Raw genomic sequence first — 19,725 nt, 5'->3', positions numbered from 1 at the left:
AGCGTCTATTAAGCAATGAAAATATTTAGGATTAATAAAAATGCTAATTCAAAGAGTGCGGAGGTAAGAGGATGTATTTAACAACGGATTCCGAATCGCTGAAGGTATATGAAGCATTAGCCAGTGAAGTGCGGCTGCGGATCATTGATCTGCTCAGCGTGCGGGAGATGCATATCAAGGAAATCGCTGCCCGGCTGTATCTAAGCAGCGCCATTGTCAGCTCCCATGTGGCCAAGCTCCAAAAGGCAAGCATCGTCAGCTCCCAAATGAAGCGGATTGATGGCGGCACGTACAAATACTGCTCGCTCTCCGCTAATTTTCTGCAGATTAAATTGTCTGGAGCCAAAGGCATTGCCCGGAAGGTGGTTGAGGTCTCCGTGCCGGTGGGGCATTATACCGATCTTCAGGCTTCACCGACCTGTGGCATTGCCACCACCGAGAAGCTGATCGGATATTATGATGATCCGCGTTATTTCCTGGACCCGGAGCGGGTCGATGCCGGAATTCTCTGGTTCGCCAAAGGCTACGCCGAATATAAGGTGCCGAACTATCTGTTCATGGACCAGAGGGTACAGGAGATTGAGATTTCGATGGAGGTCGGCTCGGAAGCGCCGCATGTTAATGAGAAGTGGCCCTCAGACATTGCGTTTACGATGAATGGAATTCCGCTTGGCAAATGGACCAGTCCCGGTGATTTCGGTGTGCAGCGGGGAAGGCTGACTCCGGCCTGGTGGAATTCCGATGTGAACCAGTATGGCCTGCTGAAGGTGCTGAGGATTAACGCAGGGGGAACTTACATAGACGGCCAGCAGATTTCTGCAGTCACCATTGATGAAGTAGGCTGGCAGCAGGACCAGTGGAGCTTCAGGTTAACTGCAGAAGACACTACCCGAAGGCGGGGCGGTTTAACCTTGTTCGGACGCGGGTTCGGGAATTACGAGCAGGATATTGTTTTTCGCGTGTATTACGAATGAGAAACTGCTTTGCGAAGCTTTTTTAACGGGGGAAGTGACGGTTTGAGAAAAGCAGTCTACGGCTGTATTGCCGTACTTGTTCTGGCAGGAATTATTGCTTACGGTTTCCTGAGTGCACCCAAGGTGATCCGGCTGGACCGGGAAATGCAGGTTACCGCCTATAAGTTGCAGGATGCGGGTTATGAGAAGACAGTAACTGTGACGCTGAAAGGTGCTTATGCCGAAAAGACCCGTTCCTACACCGGTAAGCTTGCTGTTAACGGGGTTCAATACGAATACTGTGAGTTGAATCCGGAGCTGGGGTTCATGATCTGTGCGCTGGAGGGAGCGCGGGGTGAAATTAAAGTATTGGGTCAGGTATTTGCAGATTCCGGATTTCAGACATGGAGTCTTGCCCTGCAGAAGGGGGAAACAGCTCCCGGCTATGAAAGTAACAGCTTCTATTATGCAATTTACGGGGAAGATGATCCTGGTGATGACAGCATCATTCTCACCTATCCGGCAGCAGACAGGGACACAGCGATTCAGCAGTATGAGTCCCTGCAATCAGTCTGGCAGGATCAGTCGGAGCGCCGGGTGAAATAACCTCCAGCCAAAATGTTTGCAAAACAGGTCAACGGGTAACTATAACTAAGTAATCCAAAACCTGCACAGCTTGCATAAGGAGGAGTTCACATGTCGGATCATATCGAGAATGAAGCAGACATCCGCAACAAAGAGAATAAAGACGGTGATTCACTCGCGGAACGCAAAAAGATGGAAAATGGTGTGGACATTGAACCGGAAGCCGATGACTGGGTCGCCAAACCGGCCGAATCCGCTCATCCCGACCCCCTTCCGAAGAATTAGAGCGGCAACTGCATTTCGTATGTATCAGGCTGTTCCTTGGGGACAGAGTTTTTTCACTGAGGCCGGATGCTTTCCTTTCGAGGGGCGTCCGGTTTTTGTTTGTTTGCGCTTGCGCGAATGCGCTTATTGAGCTTGGTTTAGTAAATAATGTATACTATAGGAAAGTACAACCTCATCACGACTTGATTCTCCAGATCATCGCAGGTTCACAGGTCTCAGGCAATTCAAATTGCGGGGAGGAAACCTAGTATGCGTAGTCGGAACGAGAACGGCCGGTATCGGCAAAAGCGCGGTGATGCCCTGACAGGCAACCTCGAGAAAAAGTACGGATCGAGCTTCGGTGTGCGAAGCGACATGAAGCTGGAAACGCTGAGAAGCCAGCGTGAGGAAGGTCCGCCCTTAATGCAGATGCAGAGAGAACAGCAGCATAAAGAATGAATCCTGAAGGCGAAGCTTGGCCGTTATTCGGCCCTAAATCAATACACCAATAAAGGGCTGCAGCTCCTAACCGGAACCCTGCAGCTTTTTCTTTGTGAGGACCGCCAAAAATTACCGTCATAACCTCTGTTTCCTGGTGGCATACTAGCTCCCATTAGTGAAAAAATGGGGCTGGAGGCGGGAGCAACTACAATGACACCGGTACTTTTGCAAGATAGTTATAGCGCAGTGGCTGCGGTAAGCCCGTATTTGTTCTATTTCACCGTATATTCGTTTCTGGGCTGGGTGCTTGAAGGCAGTTATAATCTCTACAGCGCGGGAACCTTCCGCAAAGAAGGCTTCTTGAAAGGGCCGTTTAAACCCATGTACGGCTGTGCGCCGTTGCTGCTGCTGACGGGACAAAGTATTGGGCTTCCGCTTCCTATATTCCTGATGCTTGCCCTGATTGTTCCGTCGGCTGTTGAGTTTGTCAGCGGCTGGCTGCTCAAGGGTATTTTTCGTAAGCAGTGGTGGGATTATTCGGGAATGCCCTATCAGCTGCAGGGACATATCTGCCTGAAATTCTCGCTGTATTGGTGGGGGTTGTCTATTGCCTGTATCTACGGTTTGCAGCCGCTGGTCCATTTCCTGTATCTGCATGTTGAGCGGGTATGGACACCGGTGATTCCGCTGGCCCTGCTGCTATTCTCGGCGGATCTGCTGTGGACTTTCCGTACCCGGCGGCGCGGGCTGAGGGAACTGGACTCTACAGAGCAGCTGGAGCTTGGTGAGGGATAATTAGGCTAGGCATTTCCGGGTGATTCTCCGGGGGTGTCTGTGTTAATAGGTCAGCCAGAGCAATTTGGTTGGCCTATTTCTGTTGATGATGAAAAAGAACTCACTCACTTATCTATTCTTAAGTCCCTTTAAGGTTTGATCATATTCATTCATAACCTGAAACAGACATTCCATGAATTCCATACTAATGCCGGCGGGTAATGAGGGCTTCGTGTTTGTTTTGATTACAATCTTACGTTCCATTTCAATCACCCTTTTCCTCGTATCATATTGATTTGAATTATTTAGCTGTTAAAGCAATCATACGATAAACTTATGACTTAAGATATGTTTTTATCCAAAATATAGGAAGTGGACTGCGTTATGGATCTGTTCGCATGGCGCTCAGACAAGGAATATCTTACAACCGTGTCAAATATAGAGGTATACGGGTTACCCAATATACCCCAGGAGCAGGAGGGAATATGAAGAAATTCAAGAAATACTATCCGGCTATTATCATTCTGGAAGCGCTGATCATAGTTTTACTCTCAGGGTTATGGATACGGGAAATCAATAAGCCAATCCCCCTGGCCAGGGATCAGCGTAACTTGATTACGCATTTTGATCAGCTGGATTTGGACAGAATTAGAGAAATGATACATAGATTTAAGGAAGGCAAGGGAGATAATCTTACCATGCTCCGGTGGGGTGTCGATAGCGGACCGTTTATTCATGATTTATATGATGACGGCAGAGAGCTGCACTGGACGGTGGACAGCACCCGGGACTGGGCCGGATACAACGGGAAAATCGAATATGTCTGCAAGGCGATCCAGCTTACGGAGGTCGAAGAATTCTACAAGGTAGAATTGTCTGATTGTGAGAATCAGCCGGAAGACTTCAAGGTTAATCCGGTTTCTTTTCGCAAGGATGAGCTTTAGGCCGGAATGAAGGGTTATAATAAAATGCTAAATCAATCTTAGGAGGAATCTTCATGCCAATGTCTGAATATTACCGGGAGCTGCGCGGCAAGACCGGCAACGGGTTATTAATGATCCCGTCAGTAGCGGCGGTAGTGCGGGATGAACAAGGCAGAATTCTGCTGATCCGCAAGAAAGATGAAACGCTGTGGGGGCTGCCCGCAGGGGCGGTCGAACCTGGAGAAACACCATCCAGAGCGCTCCGCAGAGAGGTGTTCGAAGAGACCGGCCTGATGGTTACACCTGAACAGATCCTCGGCGTATTTGGCGGCGGGAAATACAGATATGAATATATAAATGGTGATCAGGTGGAGTACACGGTGATTGTGTTTGAATGCGTCATCGTCAAAGGACATCTGAGAAGTGTGGATGGGGAGGCGGAAGAACTGGAGTTCTTCAAGGAAGATGAACTGCCTGAGTTAGCCATCCCGTATCCCCCGAAGCTGTTTCTGAGCGATGCCGCTGATACACGGAAAGTTATTTTTGAGTAGAGCACTGCCATTTAAGCAAAATGAAGATATTGTTCCCATAGGATTCAGCAGTTTCAATACGAAGGAGTAATTCCATTGCATAATCCGGTAATAAGATCCAAACTGATCTACTGCGGCGCAGTACAGCTCGCTGTTATGCTGGGCCTTGGGACCAGAGCATATGGTGACCAGCTGCCGCGCTTTGTCAGCGGACACTTTGGGGATGCGATCTGGGCAGGGATGATCTACCTTGCCTTCCGCGTGCTGTTGACCCGGTATCCGCTAAGAGTGTCGCTTATAATCAGCCTGTGCTTCAGCTTCGGGATTGAGTTCAGCCAGCTCTATCAGGCGGAATGGATTATACATGTACGCTCGACAACAGCAGGCGGACTGATTCTGGGCCAGGGTTTCCTCTGGATTGATCTGGTCCGGTATACGGCCGGGATTCTGTTCTGCTATGTAATTGACCAAATCTTACAAAATTGATTCTGGATTATACAGGAGGAAGAATATATATTAAGTGAGGCGATGCCGGTTTGTAATAATTTGGAATGAGACTGCTGGTAATCAGCCGAACGCTGCCTGATTTGGAGATGAGTAACTGCAAATGACGAACAGTTTAATCGTGGTATGCCTGCTTACCTTGATCATTCACACAGCAGAGACGTTATCGTATTCGGTGCGTTTTGCCGGAGTGAAGCTGAACAAGATTGCCATCGCCTTATCCCTGACCGGTATCATCGTGCTGGTCTCCAGAACGGCTAATATGGTACAGGCTCCCTTAACGGCCAAATTCGTAGACTATGGCAAAATAGACGACAGCTTTCCGCTGCTCAACTATCTGCGGATTATTATGCTGGCTTCTTCACTGGGCACCTTAATAGCCATCGCCTTGTTTCCTACCTTCGTAGGGCTGTTCGGAAGAATCATCTCCAAGCTTGAGATTGAAGGCTCCATTCCGAAGCTCCTGACCAGCGTAACCGTCGGTCAGCTCAAGAATACGCGGAAATATATCCGCAGGCCAAAGGTGAGGCTGCGAAGCTTCCGCTACCTGGGTATTCCGAAACGGTTCATCGTGATGAATATATTCGTTACAGCCTTCTATACGGTTGGGGTGTTATCCTCCATGTATGCAGCCAAGCTAATGCCTGATTTAAGCACAACTGCCTCCCAGGCTTCGGGTCTGATTAACGGGTTAGCGACGATCCTGCTGACGGTGTTCATCGACCCGCAGCTCGGGATCATTACCCATAAGGCGACAGAAAATGTGGAATACCGTGATCAGCTGGGCAAAATCTATGTTCTGCTGATGGGGTCACGCTTTCTGGGATCACTGCTGGGTCAAGCACTGCTTGTTCCGGGAGCCTACATCATTTGCTGGCTGGTGAAGCTGCTCTGATCCTGCGGGACAAGTTATTTCGGCAGCTTCAATTCTGCGGAACGGATGGCTGTGCTGATCTGCTGTTCCCAGCTGTACATACGTCCGGCCATTGTACGTATCTCACCCATTTTGCTGTAAGACAGCTTCATCGCAGCCGCGGCCTTGGTGGCATCCCCCGCCTTGACGGCGGCTTTGTAGCGTTTGTCTGCTTCGCTTCTCTCGGCTTGCATTGCTGAGAACAACTTGTTCTGCGCGGTGATCTGTTTCTTGAGGTTTGCAATGGGTGCAAGGGCATCCTTAGCAGGCTTATTTCTTGCAGCAGTAAGCGCCTTGGCTTCTGCAAGTGCAGAGGTTGTGACCTTTACCTCAGCCCGTGCTGCAACTGCGGCCGCCTTAAGCTTATTGCGCTTGATCTCAAGGAGCGTGGCACTCTTCAGGTTATTGGCTTTGCGCTCAGCTGCCGCCTGTTTACCGAGTGATGTGTATTGCTCCAGCACGGGGGCATGTTTCTTCTGCATGGCTTCGGCTGCAGCACGCAGCTTGGCAAGCTGGGCGGCGTCTGTGGATTGCAGCTTGGTATTAATCGCCGTGAGCGCCGTATTATTCTGCTTGCGCAGCTCCTGGTTCCGCTGAATTTCCGACTTTAACCCTACCTGCAGTTCCGTATAATCCGTATAAAGATTGTGAATCTCATCAAGTGCTGAATCCCAGTCTGAAGCTGCAGAGACCTGCGGGGCAACACCAGGCCAAAGTGTCAGCAGGATCAGCATAACCGTGATTCTCTTTACAAACTCGCTGGTAAAACGGGTGAATTTCAACATTCCATTCCGCTCCTGTCATCATTGATTTGCCAATACAACACCATAGGACACAAAGAAGCACCTCCAAGAAAGGCATGAACTGCCGATCCTGCGAGGTGCTTCTCCCGCTTAGCGTGTGTTATTGTTCATTTACTATAACCCTGAAGGAATGGATAGTCAAGGAAAACAAAGAACATTAGTTCTTATTTGTGATATGCTTCTTTTTATATGACTTGGCCAGGAAATCTAGTAGAATATATCTATAGTTTACAATAATATATAAAGTTCGACATCTAGGTACTCATAGGAATAGGGGATGCAGGATGCAACTTAGACATGTGAAAATAAAAGGTACAGGCAAATATCTGCCGGAACGCGAGATTAGTGACGCGGAGCTTGATGTTGTACTTGGCACGCCTCCGGGCTGGGTCAATAAAATAACCGGAGTTGGCATCCGCCATTATGCCGGTGAAGGTGAAACTGCTTCTATGATGGGTGCAAAAGCTGCGGAAGCGGCATTGGCCGATGCAGGCTTAAGCTTTGAGGATATTGATTGTCTGGTCTGTACAAGCGGGACCAAGGAGCAGCCGCTTCCGAGTACGGCAGTATTCATTCAGCAAGCGATGGGACAGGCAGATTCCGGCGTTCCGGCTTTTGATATCGATGCGACCTGCCTGAGTTTTCTGGTGGGTCTTGATGTTATGTCATATATGGTTGAAGCGGGAAGATACAAGAATGTACTGCTGGTTGCTACAGAAATCGCATCGGCAGGGCTCAATTGGGAGGATAAGGAGAGCTCGGCACTGTTTGGTGACGGGGCGGCGGCAGTTGTTATTGGTCCGGCGGAAGCAGGTGATGTCTCGGGAATTCTTCATGCTTCACTCAAAACCTACAGCAGCGGCGCGCGTTATTCGGAAATCGCCGGGGGCGGCACAAGGCTTCATGCCCAGAAATTCACTGCGGAGAATGCAGTGCCTTATTTATTCCATATGGACGGGCAGGCCATCTTCCGCAAGGCTTCGAAGCTGCTTCCGGACTTCATCAGTGAAATGCTGACAGCTACGGATAATCAGATGAGTGACTTCCGTCTGGTCATTCCTCATCAGGGCAGTGCCATGGCTATGCGGCTGCTGCGCAAGAAGCTGGGAATTGCCGAGGAACGGTTCCTCGACAATACAGCAGGGCATGGCAATACCATTGCGGCTTCCATACCGATGGGACTGCATGAAGCGATAGGGCAGGGCCGGATTACACGCGGAGACCGGATTATGCTGATTGGTACAGCGGCAGGGTTGTCTTTGGGAGGCATGATTATTGACTATTGATCAGAATATTCTGATTACCGGCGGACGCGCCCCGGTAGCGCTGGAGCTGGCAAGGCTGTTCAAGGCAGCAGGCCACCGGGTCTTCGTTGCGGAAAGCGCTGAATATCATCTGTGCCGGGTGTCCTCCGCTGTCGAGGCCAGCTTCCTTGTGCCTTCTCCCCGGCATCAGCCACAGGCTTATATTCAGCGGCTCGCCGGATTAACGGAGGAACTGAATATTAACTGTCTGATTCCCACCTGCGAAGAGATATTCTATATTGCTGCTGGACTTGAGCATCTAACCGGCTGCCAGGTGCTTGCTCCCTGCCGTGAGATCCTGGCGCGGCTGCATCACAAGGGGGAGTTCATTGCCTGGGGCCGCTCTCTTGGATTTGCCGTCCCGGAGACTACCCTAATCAGCAGCGCTGCCGAGTGGCACCGGACCCAAGAGATTGCTGCGGCGGACGGCAAACAGCAGGTCTATAAACCGGCCTTTTCCCGGTTTGCCTCTAAAGTGATCCTGCCTGGTAGCGGTGATGCTGCAGGGTCCCGGAGCCAGAAGCAGCGACAAATCCCTCCTCCTTCCGGTATTTCCGCTGCTGCACCCTGGGTGGCACAGCAGTATATCAAGGGCAAGGCGGTCTGCACTTACAGTATTGTCCATGAAGGCTCGGTAGTGGCGCATGCAGCGTATGACAGCAGGTACCGGACGGGCCGGAGCGGTGCGAGTGTATATTTCGAGCACCTTGACCATCCCGCAGCACAGGAGTGGGTGCAGCGGTTTGCCGGAGCTATCGGCTTCAGCGGCCAGATCGGGTTTGATTTTATTGAGGCGGAGGATGGAATCCTGTATCCGATTGAATGTAATCCGCGTGCGACCAGCGGGATTCATTTGTTCACCCCGGAGGATGGGCTAACGGAGGCTCTGCTGAACCCCGGTATGCTTGTGCAGACCGGAGAGGTATTGATTCCACGCTCAGGCCGAAGAGCTACGCTGACTCTGCCCATGCTCGGCTGCGGACTGAAGCCGGGGCGCGGAGGCTGGAGCAATTGGCGGCGGGCATTGCGCGGGGCAGAAGATGTAATCTGCCGGAAGGGTGATCAGCGTCCTTTCCGCGAGCAGTTCCGTGTGGTCTTTGCCGCACAGAAGACTGCCTGGCGGCACCGGATTTCAATTACAGAAGCGCTGACAGAAGATATAGAATGGAATGGTGAAGGATGACAAAAGCACTGGTGACAGGGGCGACCGGCTTTCTGGGGCAGCATACCGTTCGCAGACTGGTTAAGCTGGGCTGGGAGGTCTACGGGCAGGGACGGAATCCGGAGCTTGGGAGGCGGCTTGAGAAGGAAGGAGCGGTATTCCTTCGCGGGGACCTGCGGGATGCTGAAACGGCAGACCGCGCCTGTCGGGGGATGGATTTCGTATTCCACTGTGCGGCGTTGTCTTCGCCTTGGGGGAAATACCGGGACTTCTATGCATGCAATGTGGAAGCGACAGGCCACATTGCCGAGGGATGCAAGCGGCAGGGTGTAGGGCGGCTGATTCATATCTCTACACCAAGCGTGTATTCCAGCCAGCGTCACCGCTTCGGAATCCGGGAGAGTGACCCGCTGCCCGGGAAGCCGGCCAATGCTTATGCCGCGACGAAGCTTATGGCCGAGCGGGTAGTGGAGCAGGCAGCGAAGGGCGGGCTTACAGCATTTATGCTCCGGCCGAGAGCCATCTTCGGTCCTATGGACAATGCCCTCTTCCCGCGGCTGCTTGCGGCTAATGAGACCAAGGGTGTTCCGCTGATGAACGACGGAACGGCAAAAATTGATCTTACCTGTGTGGAGAACGTAATCGATGCCATGCTGCTCTGCTGTGAAGCCCCGCACTCTGCCTCTGGGCGGGCCTATAACATTACCAACGGTGAGCCGGTCATGTTCAGGGACCTGGTGGCCAGATTGTTCTCCCTGCTTGATATTCCTCTACATACCAGGCGGCTGCCGTATGCTGCCGCTTATGCCGCAGCAGGGATGATGGAAGGCGTCCACAGGCTGCTGCCATTCCTGGGAGAACCGCTGCTCACCCGTTATTCGGCAGCCGCGCTGGGAATCTCCCAGACGCTGGATATTTCGGAGGCCCGGGAGCAGCTTGGCTATCACCCGCGCGTGACCTTAGACGAAGGTCTTCGTAACTTCGCAGAATGGTGGAGGGAACAGCAATGATTACAGAGATACCGGTTGGATTATCTATATTGTCTGCGGGATATTGCCTGCATCCCGAACTGCTGACGCTGCGGGGAGGTTCGCTTAAGCCCGCCCGTTTTCCGGCAGGCTATGCCTTGATCCGGCATCCGCAGCATGGGCCGATCCTGTTCGATACGGGCTATAGTTCCCGGTTCTTTCAGGAAACAGCACGTATGCCGGCTTCGCTCTACCGCCGGATCACGCCAGTAGTGTACACAGATGAAGAGAGCGCTGCCCGGCGGCTCCAGGAAGGCGGGATTGCTCCGGAGGATGTGCGTTATGTTGTGCTGTCGCATTTCCATGCCGATCATATCGGCGGGGTGCGGGATTTCCCGCAGGCGAAGTTTATCTATTTGCGTAAATCCTACGATGCCGTAAGCAGACTGGGTCCGGTCCGGGCGACGAAGGCAGGATTTCTGCCGGGACTGCTGCCGGAGGACTTCAACGTCCGTTCGTTGCCCGTAGATGAGTATTCGGCTATGCGCAAGCTGCCGGATGGACTTCCGTTCACGGAGGCGTATGATCTGCTTGGAGACGGAAGTCTGCTGGCGGTGGAGATGTCCGGCCATGCCGCCGGCATGATTGGCTTGTTCGTCTCCACCGGGGAACATGATTATCTGCTCTGCGCGGATACGGTCTGGTCCAGCCGGGCGTTCAGGGAGAACCGCAAGCCGCATCCGGCAGCCGGTCTGATTATGTCCAGCCGCGCGGAGTACAAACAGAATTTTGAACGGCTGCGCCAGATCCATGAGCGGTTTCCGGACATCCGGATCGTACCGAGCCATTGCCGCGAGGCGCTTGCGCTCTGGGGAACGGGAAGTGTGAAATGAAGCGGATGAGGCTAGTCATTACACATTATATTCTTACCAAATGGGGCCGGCGCTGGAAGAACCGAGCAGAGCTGGAGCAGTGGCAGGAGCTGCGCATCCAGCGCCATGTGGACAAGGTAAGGGAGAGCTCCCGGTTCTACAGGGAGCTGTGGGGAAGCATTCCGGCGGCTGAATGGCGGAAGTTTCCTGTGATAGAGAAGTCACTGATGATGGGGAATTTCGATGACCTGAATACTGCGGGTATCACGAAGGAACAGGCGTTTGCTGAAGCCTATGAAGCGGAGAACAGCAGGGATTTCAAGCCTACCCTTCAAGGCGTCACTGTTGGTTTGTCCTCAGGAACCTCGGGCAGCCGGGGGATCTTCCTCGTTGGGGAAGATGAACAGGCAGCCTGGACCGGCACCGTGCTGGCTAAGCTTTTGCCTGGAGGACTGTGGAGACGTGCGCGGATTGCCTTTTTCCTGCGGGCGAACAGCAATTTGTACGAATCCGTGGAGCAGGGCCGGCTGCAGTTCCAGTACTTCGATCTGCTGGAGCCGCTTCCGCAGCTCCTCGCCCGGATGGAGCAATACCGGCCGGATATCTGGATCGCACCGCCTTCCATGCTGAGACTGCTGGCCGAAGCACAGCAGTCAGGCGGTCTGAATCTGCAGCCGCGCAGAATCATCGCTGTCGCGGAAGTGCTGGACCCGCTGGACCGGCAGCATATTGAGCGTACTTTCGGACAGAAGGTGCATCAGGCGTATCAGTGCACTGAGGGCTTCCTTGGCTCCACCTGCAGTTATGGGACAATCCATCTCAATGAGGATATCGTACATATTGAAAAAGAAGTATTGGACAAGGAATCCAGGCGGTTCGTACCGGTCGTGACCGATTTCTCCAGATTCGTCCAGCCTATAGTCCGCTACAGGCTGAATGATATTCTGACCGAAGCGGCTGAGCCTTGTCCCTGCGGTTCACTGTTTACAGCGATCGAGCGGATTGAAGGCCGCTGTGACGATATCCTGTATCTGCCGCATGTTTCAGACGGCCAAATGGTCACGGTGTTTCCGGATTTCATCACCCGGGCAGTGCTGGCAGCCTCTGCAGATATTGAGCATTACCGGGTTATCCAGCATAGCCTGCTTGAGCTGGAGATCTCGTACCGCACACGGCCGGGCAGCGCGGAAGATATGGAGCCGCTGATTGCCGGCGAGCTGTCACGTCTGTTCACGCGGCTGTCCTGTATTCCACCGCAGCTGAAATTCACAGCGTACAGCTTCACCCCCGGCAGGCAGAAGCTGCGCCGGGTGGAGAGGGGCTGGAAGCTGTGAACAGCAGAGTAATTCAATATGACCGCCATTCGGTGGATCAGCTGGAGTGGCCGGATACAGAATATGGGCGGTATGCCCGCGAGTATATTACTCCGCTGCTGGAACGGGATACGGAATATTATATCTCCAACGTCCATACCATCGTTAAGGTGCTGACAGTGGATGGGATCCCGGTTCCGGTTACGTTCAACGATGGCAATTATGATAATTCATATGTGTGTTCCCCCTATACGCATTACGTCAGTTATGCGCGTGAGGAGCTTGCTCTGCTGAACAACCGGATGCTTGAAGGCGCATTATCCATCATGCTGGGGGGAATGGGCTGGCTGCTGAGACAAGGCCGGTTCAACCGGGTGATTCAGGTTAATAACTGGTTGCTGTCCACCAATCTCTATCCTGCGCTCAGCGCCAGGCAGCTGACGGAATTGCTGGAGTATCTCCGTCAAACCTATCCCGGCTATACGATTATGTACCGCTCGCTCAGTATGGAGACTTCAGGAGACCTCCTCGGCAGTCTGCGCGGGTACGGCTGCAAGCTGGTGCCAAGCCGGCAGATTTACCTGCTGCAGCAGAACAGCGCCGGCTCCAAAGCCAGATGGCTCGTTAAACGCGACCGGAGTCTGCTGGCCAAACACGGGTACACCGAAGTATCCCCGGCTGAAATTACACCAGAGGATATTCCCCGGATTGTGGAGCTGTACAGGCTGCTGTACATTGACAAGTATTCGGCGTATAACCCGCAGTTTACAGAAGCCTTCATTGCCTTGGCACTGGAGCGGGGGACGCTGCAGATCTACGGGCTGCGGCATGGACAGGAAGGAAGGCTGGATGCGGTACTTGGCTTCTATGAGCGGGATGGCGCAATGACTGCGCCGCTCTTCGGCTATGACACGGCTCTGCCCCAGTCTGTCGGACTCTACCGTATGCTGTCAGCCGTTCTGATCGGGCTTGCCGGAAGCCGCGGTCTACTGCTGCATGAGAGCTCCGGTGTAGGCCAGTTCAAGCGCAACCGGGGAGCGGTGGCCGCCATAGAATTTTCTGCTGTATACGACCGGGGCACTGTCTGGCTGAACCGCTGCGGCTGGTCATTTCTGGAGCTGCTGCTCCGGCGGATCGGCATGCCGCTGATTCAGAAGCTGAAGCTGTAGTCTGTAACAATGAATGATTAGGAGGCAAAAGATGAATCTGGCTAACCGTATCACCTTATTCCGGATATTACTGATTCCCGTGTTCATTGCACTTTTTCCCATTTATCCTGAAGCGTTAATCAGCAAATCGGTGATCCTGCAGCATCTTGAAATACATGGGGTTTTCTATGCGGCATTGGTCTTTATTGTGGCTTCTGCCACAGACAAGCTGGATGGATATATCGCGAGAAAATATAATCAGATCACAAATTTCGGGAAATTGCTTGATCCTCTGGCAGACAAACTGCTCATTGCCGCTGCGTTAATCCTGATGGTAAGCCTGCATTTGATCGCTTCTTGGATTGCTTTTGTAATCTTGGCCAGGGAAATTGTAATGATGGGCATCCGGATCGCTGCTTCAGCGCAAAGACTGGCTCTATCAGCTGACAGATATGGCAAGTGGAAAATGGTGCTGCAGGTTGCGGCCATCTCGGCAATCCTGTTGAATGATGCTCCGTTCAGCCTGTTCACTTCGTTTCCGGTCGGCCAGACACTGATGTATGGCGCTTTGGGCATGACTGTATACTCGGGCTATAACTATATTAAGAACAACTATCTGGCATTGCAGCTAGGCCGCTAATAATCACCTAACTAAAGGAGTTGCTTATGGAACCTATTTCCAATCTGCCCCATGGTCATGATCCAATCGCACTCATTACCGGAACTTCCAGCGGTTTCGGGCTGCTGACTGCACTTACACTAGCGCGCAGAGGCTATAAGGTAATCGCCACCATGCGGGATCTCAGCCGCAAAGATGAGCTTGTTCAGCAGGCTGAACAGGCAGGTGTTCTGGAGCGTATTCATCTGATGACGCTGGATGTGACGGATGAATCTTCCGTTGCTTCAGCAATCCACGCGGTTACTGAGCTGTTCGGAAGAATGGATGTGCTGGTGAACAATGCCGGATTTGCTGTAGGCGGCTATGTGGAGGAAGTAAGCATGGAGGCGTGGCGGCGGCAGATGGAGACGAACTTCTTCGGCCTGATAGCAGTAACCAAGGCGGTACTTCCCATCATGCGCATGCAGCGCACGGGACTGATTATCAACGTGAGCAGTGTCAGCGGGCTGACCGGTTTTCCCGGATATGCCCCGTATGCCGCCTCCAAGTTTGCAGTGGAAGGCTTCAGCGAGAGCCTGCGGCAGGAGATGCTTTCTTTTGGCGTCCGCGTAGTACTGGTTGAACCCGGCTCATTCCGCACGCCTATCTGGGGGAAAGGCATTGCCGGAATCCATAGCAGCGAAGGCTCTCCTTACCAGGCCAGGCTGGAGGAGGTGCTGCGCTACTCCCGGCGGACCGCTGAGACAGCGCCGGATCCGCAGGAGGTTGCTGAGCTGATCGGGCGGATCACAGAGAAGCGCGCACCCAAACTGCGCTATCCTGTCGGCAAAGGCTCGCGGGTTCTCATGCTGGGCAAAATGCTGCTTCCCTGGAAGGCGCTGGAGGGCATAATTGCAAGATCACTGCGCGCGATGAAATGAATGGCAGCCTGAAATGGCTGGGAGATGCAGACCAAGGATGAGGATTGCGTTCTGCCGGAATTTCCCTTACAGTTTAGCTATGGCGCTTATGCCGGGAATTGTCCGGAAGATCAGATGTTGAACTTGAACAGAGGAGAATGGTCATGCATGAGCTGAATGGAGCTAATCAATGGCATATCAGCATTGGCGGAGATTACGGGTTGAACTTCGCATCGTATGTAGGCTGTTCCGTCGGGGCATTGCGCGGACCTGGAGGGCAGCATGTGTGGCCTGCTTCCGGCTCTGACCCGGGTCTTCCGGACTCCGATTCGCTGAAGTTGGCTTATGAACAGTGGTGGCTGGAGCTGGTGCGTTCTAAAACGGATTGCATCCTGGCGGGGAAACATCCGCTGCTGCATCAGCCTCCGGGGTTTGAGACTGTGGCCGATTTGGCACTTCGGCAGACCTGTGCCGGACTGTGGCCGGCTTTTATAGAATGGTGGGAGATGGAGGTGGGGGGGCAGACCGCTATGCGCTTCTGGGAGGCTGCGCCGGACATCTACAATTATATTAACGAGTTTGAGGTGCAGACAGGCAGAAACATCAGCACCTTCACACTCCGGATTGATCTGGTCTATGGTATTACGGAACCCGTGAAGCCGGTCCATGGTTATCTTCTGCTGCCGCCCGGTTATAAGTATCTGGTGAACAAGCAATGGTGGATAACGCTTTTAGAGGAGTATTGTTAGCTGTATTTCTTATCTTTGCAGAAGCAGAACTGGGGTGTATGCATTGCCGGGAACAGTAGGATTACATATTTGCTTTGATGAGCGTGGCCGTGAGATTGAGGTTCTGGATGTGACTCCGGTTGCCAGGGACAAATACCGGATTGAAGAAACGCCGATTTTTAACCCGGGGATTGCTCTTGGTGACATCATCCGGGTGAGAGAACAAGAGGGCATTGCCTATTATGTAGAAACGGTGCAGAAATCCGGGTTCGTCAGGTATGCCTGGCTGCTTAGCAAAGAAGCGGCTGCTTCGCAGGAGATCCGCAGTTTCACAGAACGGGTTACGGAGCACGAGGGAAGATGGGAGCAGATTTTCGGCGGCTTGCTTGTGATTCATCTGCCTAAACATTCTGCTGTGGATGCAGAGCTGGAAATGTCACGGATTATCGGACGTTTTGAAGCCTAACTATACTAATTCGAGGTGGCAATATTATGAAGAAGTTCTTGAGACAATGGGTGCCCAGTATTGCAATCGGTATTATTTTATCTTTATTTATCCGGACTTACGTGGCTGAAGCAATGAGAGTACCGACCGGCTCCATGATTCCGACCATTGAGATTAACGACCGCCTGGTTGTGGACAAAATGCTCTGGAACTCCTCGCTGAAGCATGGCGACATTGTTGTGTTCTATCCCCCGGTAGCCGGAGATGAGCATAAAAGATATGTGAAACGGCTGATTGGGCTGCCGGGAGATGAGATTGAGATTAAGGACGGTACCCTGTACCGTAATAATGAGGCGGTTGACGAGCCGTATCTCCAGGAAGCGATGACCTACACCTTCGGACCGGTCACCGTTCCCGCAGACCACTATTTCTTCCTTGGTGATAACCGGAATGTCAGCTATGACGCTCATTTATGGAGTACTCCGTTTGTAGACAAAGACAAACTGATTGGTAAAGTGCTGTTTGATGTGAATAATCTTTTCTGATAAAAGCTACGGGCGAACCGGGTAATCTACCACGACGACATTCTCCACAATCCCCTCCAGCCTTGCCACAAAAGCACGGTGCGCCGGATGCGGCCCGTATTGACGCAGGGCTTCCTGATCTGTAAAGGTCACGCGAAGCCCCAGCGTATAGCCGTGGATATTCTCCGTTTCCTCCGTCATGTTCACTCCTGCCGTAATCTCCACAATTCCCGGAATTTGATCCTTCAGCCCCAGCAAGGCTGCAATCAGGCCTTCTTCACTGCCCGGTTCGAAATGCTCATTGAATTGGAACGCTACCAGATGCTCGTACATAATTGATCCTCCTAAAAGTTTTGTAAGCATAAGCTCCCTGTGGTCACTTCGTCAAAACTGACTTCGGAAGCATAAGCATCGTTTTGTAAGCATAACGAGATTATACTATAAATTTGTTCAATGAAAGGGGAACACAATGCCTGAAAACTCCGCCGACAGCAGAATCAAGGCCCCCATGTCCCTTCGGACATTGATAGGTATCCTTCTCCCGGGGCTGCTCTTGGCTCTGACTCCCATAACCAACGCAGATAGGTATCCGTATATCTATTATCTCCGGGTGTTCTGGTTGAGTGCCAGCCTCCTGGCTTTTCTGTTCATTCTATTCAACGCTTTGCGGAAGGCCGGCAGGCTGAAGTGGGGGACAGATGCACTTGTAGTTCGCAACCGGAGTTACTCCGGCAAGGAGATTAAGGCAATATACATAGATGGTCCGTTAGTAGGAATATTGCCCGAAGGTAAAAGGATTGTCCCGGTTAATCTGTGCTTCAGGTTCATTGAAGACCGGGAGCAGGACATGAAAAGACTGATGAACTGGACGGAAGCCAACGGAATCAAGCTGAAATATAAGAGATTTGTGAAGTGGATGTGAATATTTAATGGAAAGGCGGCTAAAGACAGGGATTCATTTGAACTAGATTAAGGGCAGATTGTGACTTTCACCGGATTGTTACTTTGGGATCTATTGACTATGATCAAGTGGAGCATAACGGAATATTCCTATAAACTAAAGGGGTGCTGAAACTTGAAAGTACATGTCACGGATCTCAAACACGGCGATTGTCTTATGACAGACACTTTCAACGGTGTAGGTCTGCATGTTCTCCCCAAGGGGACGCATGTTGAACGGGAGGAGATTAGTATCCTCATCCGGCACAAAATTCATTATGTGGATATTGAGCCGCGCAGTATGCAGCAAACGGGCAGTGAAGAAGAGCATAGTCACGGATTGCATGATGATTTCGATCACGCTATCCTGAATTATGAATCTATTTTTCTGGAAGCGTTGACCCAGGGGAGCTTCTCGCAGTCCATGGTCGATGATACATTGAAACCGCTTCTGGAAACATTGGATGGGCAAAAGGACGTAGTCTCCCTGCTGCTTCTGCTGGACCGGGATGACATTGATACATATCATCATTCTTTACAGGTTGGCTTACTATCATATTATATTGCATCATGGATGGGCTACTCCAAGGAGGAGCGTTATCTGATCAGCCGTGCCGGCTACCTTCATGATATCGGCAAAAGCCAGGTTCCCCTGTCGATTCTGAACAAACCGGGTATTCTAACCGGTTCTGAAATAGAAGAACTGGCACGCCACACCTCCTATGGTTATGATCTGATCCGCGGCTCCAAGCTGGATGAGGTTACAGCACTCGTGGCGCTGCAGCACCATGAATACGAGGATGGCTCTGGATATCCGAAGCAGCTGCTCAAAAATAATATTCACCCGTACACCCAAATTGTTACCGTAGCCAACATATATATGTCCTTGACCACTTCAACCTTGAACCGTCCGAAGCAAGGACTGGTTACAGTATTGCGCAAGGTACATGAGATGGGCTTCGGCCAGTTGAACGGAACGGTTGTACAGGCACTTACCGGACATTTGCTGCCAAGCTTTGTAGGTAAGAATGTTCAGCTCAGCAACGGCGAAATGGGCATGATTGTAATGAATAACCCGCTGGATCTGTTCAAGCCGCTGGTAAAGGTAGACGAGGGCTTCAGAGATTTGTCCCGTGAGCGCAGCCTGTCTGTAGTTGAAGTCTTTAATTGATACGCCGGATAAGCGGCCTCTCTGGAGAGCGCCCGGTTCTTATGAACGGATATACCGTCCCCCGGGATGGTGTATCCGTTTTTTGCGCAACTAGAAGAAGGTATAAGCTTGCCGGTTTGTATTCCGGGAATAGATTGGCTATGATTAATGAGAGATTACTATAGCAATTCTGTGCAGCAGCATAAAGGAGAAATTACAATGAATGCCGACAATCAATTAGAGAAATTCAAGCAGATTAAATATGAGCTTACCCGGTTTATGATGATTTACAAATTCGCCCTCGCCGAAATGGAGACCAAGATTGAGATTCTCAAAGAGGAATTTCAGCTGCTCCACGACTACAGTCCGATCGAGCATACTAAGTCGCGGATTAAATCCCCGGAGAGCATTATGAATAAAATGCTGCGTAAGAACAGCGAGCTGTCACTCGCACAGATCAGATCCAGCATCAAGGATATTGCCGGGCTGCGAATCACCTGCTCGTTCATTTCGGATATTTATCAGGTCAGTGCCATGCTGCAGAAGCAGGACGATCTCAAGGTGCTGGCGGTCAAGGATTATATCAAGAACCCGAAGCCGAACGGTTACCAGAGTCTGCATCTGCTCATAGAGGTTCCGGTATTTATGTCTGACTGCCAGGAGCATGTCTGTGTAGAGGTGCAGATCCGTACGATTGCCATGGACTTCTGGGCCAGTCTGGAGCATAAAATTTTCTATAAATACAGCCAGGCGGTTCCCGAGCACCTGACCCGTGAACTCAAGAATGCGGCAGACAAAGCGAATGCACTCGATCTGCAGATGGAACGGCTGCACCGTGAGATTCAGGAAATCAAGGATGCTCAGGAGGACGAGGATTCCTTCTCCGGACTGCGGGAGATTATCATCAATAATCAGCAGTTTAACCTGCCGGCAAACTTTATTAAGCTGTTAGGGGAATAGCCGT

Annotated in this window: 25 protein-coding genes; 23 read left to right on the top strand and 2 right to left on the bottom strand. The window is 51.8% G+C overall.

Translation table 11 applies throughout. The annotated features are described in order from the left end of the window. Positions 1-71: 71 nt before the first annotated feature. The 9 genes from QW71_RS10735 to QW71_RS10695 all read left to right on the top strand — a co-directional run bounded on the left by QW71_RS10735 (position 72) and on the right by QW71_RS10695 (position 5,869). Complete coding sequence (locus tag QW71_RS10735) at positions 72-974, top strand: transcriptional regulator (protein WP_039297243.1); 903 nt, start codon at positions 72-74, stop codon at positions 972-974. 42 nt (positions 975-1,016) lie between these two features. Then, positions 1,017-1,559 (top strand): hypothetical protein, encoded by a 543-nt coding sequence (locus QW71_RS10730; RefSeq protein WP_039297242.1) that lies wholly within the window; start codon positions 1,017-1,019, stop codon positions 1,557-1,559. Between the two features lie 90 nt (positions 1,560-1,649). Beyond that, positions 1,650-1,823 carry a hypothetical protein gene (locus QW71_RS40895; RefSeq protein WP_200905910.1) on the top strand — a complete coding sequence of 58 codons (174 nt, stop codon included), beginning with the start codon at positions 1,650-1,652 and terminating at the stop codon, positions 1,821-1,823. Between the two features lie 249 nt (positions 1,824-2,072). Further along, the gene (locus QW71_RS10725) at positions 2,073-2,261 is read left to right on the top strand and encodes a hypothetical protein (RefSeq protein ID WP_039297241.1); all 189 of its coding nucleotides are present in this window, start codon (positions 2,073-2,075) and stop codon (positions 2,259-2,261) included. 192 nt (positions 2,262-2,453) lie between these two features. After that, positions 2,454-3,038 (top strand): putative ABC transporter permease, encoded by a 585-nt coding sequence (locus tag QW71_RS10720; RefSeq protein WP_039297240.1) that lies wholly within the window; start codon positions 2,454-2,456, stop codon positions 3,036-3,038. Between the two features lie 464 nt (positions 3,039-3,502). Beyond that, positions 3,503-3,961 (top strand): DUF4362 domain-containing protein, encoded by a 459-nt coding sequence (locus QW71_RS10710; protein WP_039297239.1) that lies wholly within the window; start codon positions 3,503-3,505, stop codon positions 3,959-3,961. A 53-nt stretch (positions 3,962-4,014) separates the two neighbouring features. Next, a complete protein-coding gene (locus QW71_RS10705) occupies positions 4,015-4,491 on the top strand; it encodes an NUDIX domain-containing protein (protein ID WP_039297238.1) in 477 nt (158 codons plus the stop codon). A gap of 75 nt (positions 4,492-4,566) precedes the next feature. Beyond that, on the top strand, positions 4,567-4,956 hold the full coding sequence (locus QW71_RS10700) for a DUF2809 domain-containing protein (RefSeq protein ID WP_235441440.1): 390 nt from the start codon (positions 4,567-4,569) through the stop codon (positions 4,954-4,956). A 121-nt stretch (positions 4,957-5,077) separates the two neighbouring features. Further along, positions 5,078-5,869: a lipid II flippase Amj family protein gene (locus tag QW71_RS10695; protein ID WP_039297192.1), complete on the top strand. Its 792-nt coding sequence runs from the start codon at positions 5,078-5,080 to the stop codon at positions 5,867-5,869. Between the two features lie 14 nt (positions 5,870-5,883). Here QW71_RS10695 and QW71_RS10690 read toward each other — a convergent pair whose 3' ends face one another. After that, positions 5,884-6,672: a hypothetical protein gene (locus QW71_RS10690; protein ID WP_039297190.1), complete on the bottom strand. Its 789-nt coding sequence runs from the start codon at positions 6,670-6,672 to the stop codon at positions 5,884-5,886. A 302-nt stretch (positions 6,673-6,974) separates the two neighbouring features. Between QW71_RS10690 and QW71_RS10685 the strand changes: the two genes are divergently transcribed. The 11 genes from QW71_RS10685 to lepB all read left to right on the top strand — a co-directional run bounded on the left by QW71_RS10685 (position 6,975) and on the right by lepB (position 16,693). Next, on the top strand, positions 6,975-7,976 hold the full coding sequence (locus QW71_RS10685) for a beta-ketoacyl-ACP synthase III (RefSeq protein WP_039297188.1): 1,002 nt from the start codon (positions 6,975-6,977) through the stop codon (positions 7,974-7,976). After that, positions 7,966-9,177: an ATP-grasp domain-containing protein gene (locus tag QW71_RS10680; RefSeq protein WP_039297186.1), complete on the top strand. Its 1,212-nt coding sequence runs from the start codon at positions 7,966-7,968 to the stop codon at positions 9,175-9,177. Before QW71_RS10685 ends, QW71_RS10680 begins: the two co-directional genes overlap by 11 nt. Beyond that, entirely contained in the window at positions 9,174-10,166 is a 993-nt protein-coding gene (locus QW71_RS10675; protein ID WP_039297185.1) for an NAD(P)-dependent oxidoreductase, read from the top strand. The genes QW71_RS10680 and QW71_RS10675 overlap by 4 nt, the downstream gene beginning before the upstream one ends. Next, a complete protein-coding gene (locus tag QW71_RS10670; RefSeq protein ID WP_039297183.1) occupies positions 10,163-11,017 on the top strand; it encodes an MBL fold metallo-hydrolase in 855 nt (284 codons plus the stop codon). Before QW71_RS10675 ends, QW71_RS10670 begins: the two co-directional genes overlap by 4 nt. Continuing rightward, a complete protein-coding gene (locus tag QW71_RS10665; protein ID WP_039297182.1) occupies positions 11,014-12,330 on the top strand; it encodes a F390 synthetase-related protein in 1,317 nt (438 codons plus the stop codon). The genes QW71_RS10670 and QW71_RS10665 overlap by 4 nt, the downstream gene beginning before the upstream one ends. Further along, on the top strand, positions 12,327-13,478 hold the full coding sequence (locus QW71_RS10660; RefSeq protein ID WP_039297181.1) for a GNAT family N-acetyltransferase: 1,152 nt from the start codon (positions 12,327-12,329) through the stop codon (positions 13,476-13,478). Before QW71_RS10665 ends, QW71_RS10660 begins: the two co-directional genes overlap by 4 nt. Positions 13,479-13,509: 31 nt before the next feature. Next, a complete protein-coding gene (gene pgsA, locus QW71_RS10655; protein ID WP_039297180.1) occupies positions 13,510-14,097 on the top strand; it encodes a CDP-diacylglycerol--glycerol-3-phosphate 3-phosphatidyltransferase in 588 nt (195 codons plus the stop codon). 26 nt (positions 14,098-14,123) lie between these two features. Beyond that, on the top strand, positions 14,124-14,996 hold the full coding sequence (locus tag QW71_RS10650; RefSeq protein ID WP_039297179.1) for an SDR family oxidoreductase: 873 nt from the start codon (positions 14,124-14,126) through the stop codon (positions 14,994-14,996). A gap of 143 nt (positions 14,997-15,139) precedes the next feature. Further along, entirely contained in the window at positions 15,140-15,724 is a 585-nt protein-coding gene (locus tag QW71_RS10645) for a hypothetical protein (RefSeq protein ID WP_039297178.1), read from the top strand. 43 nt (positions 15,725-15,767) lie between these two features. After that, the gene (locus QW71_RS10640) at positions 15,768-16,169 is read left to right on the top strand and encodes a DUF4265 domain-containing protein (RefSeq protein ID WP_160311794.1); all 402 of its coding nucleotides are present in this window, start codon (positions 15,768-15,770) and stop codon (positions 16,167-16,169) included. 26 nt (positions 16,170-16,195) lie between these two features. Then, a complete protein-coding gene (lepB, locus tag QW71_RS10635; protein WP_039297176.1) occupies positions 16,196-16,693 on the top strand; it encodes a signal peptidase I in 498 nt (165 codons plus the stop codon). 6 nt (positions 16,694-16,699) lie between these two features. Here the strand turns inward: lepB and QW71_RS10630 are convergent, their stop codons facing one another. After that, the gene (locus QW71_RS10630; protein ID WP_039297167.1) at positions 16,700-17,005 is read right to left on the bottom strand and encodes a Dabb family protein; all 306 of its coding nucleotides are present in this window, start codon (positions 17,003-17,005) and stop codon (positions 16,700-16,702) included. 136 nt (positions 17,006-17,141) lie between these two features. On the opposite strand from QW71_RS10630, the gene QW71_RS10625 reads away from it, so the two are divergent. The 3 genes from QW71_RS10625 to QW71_RS10615 all read left to right on the top strand — a co-directional run bounded on the left by QW71_RS10625 (position 17,142) and on the right by QW71_RS10615 (position 19,721). Continuing rightward, positions 17,142-17,594, top strand: a complete 453-nt coding sequence (locus QW71_RS10625; protein ID WP_039297166.1) for a hypothetical protein — start codon at positions 17,142-17,144, stop codon at positions 17,592-17,594. Positions 17,595-17,747: 153 nt separating this feature from the next. Then, positions 17,748-18,782: an HD-GYP domain-containing protein gene (locus QW71_RS10620; protein ID WP_039297165.1), complete on the top strand. Its 1,035-nt coding sequence runs from the start codon at positions 17,748-17,750 to the stop codon at positions 18,780-18,782. A 198-nt stretch (positions 18,783-18,980) separates the two neighbouring features. Then, complete coding sequence (locus QW71_RS10615; protein WP_039297163.1) at positions 18,981-19,721, top strand: GTP pyrophosphokinase family protein; 741 nt, start codon at positions 18,981-18,983, stop codon at positions 19,719-19,721. The last annotated feature ends 4 nt before the right edge of the window (positions 19,722-19,725 follow it).

It is taken from the genome of Paenibacillus sp. IHB B 3415, assembly GCF_000802655.2.
Lineage (GTDB): Bacteria > Bacillota > Bacilli > Paenibacillales > Paenibacillaceae > Paenibacillus_AQ > Paenibacillus_AQ phytohabitans.
The sequence above is the reverse complement of the archived record's forward strand: the minus strand, read 5'-3'. Positions and strand labels throughout refer to the sequence as shown.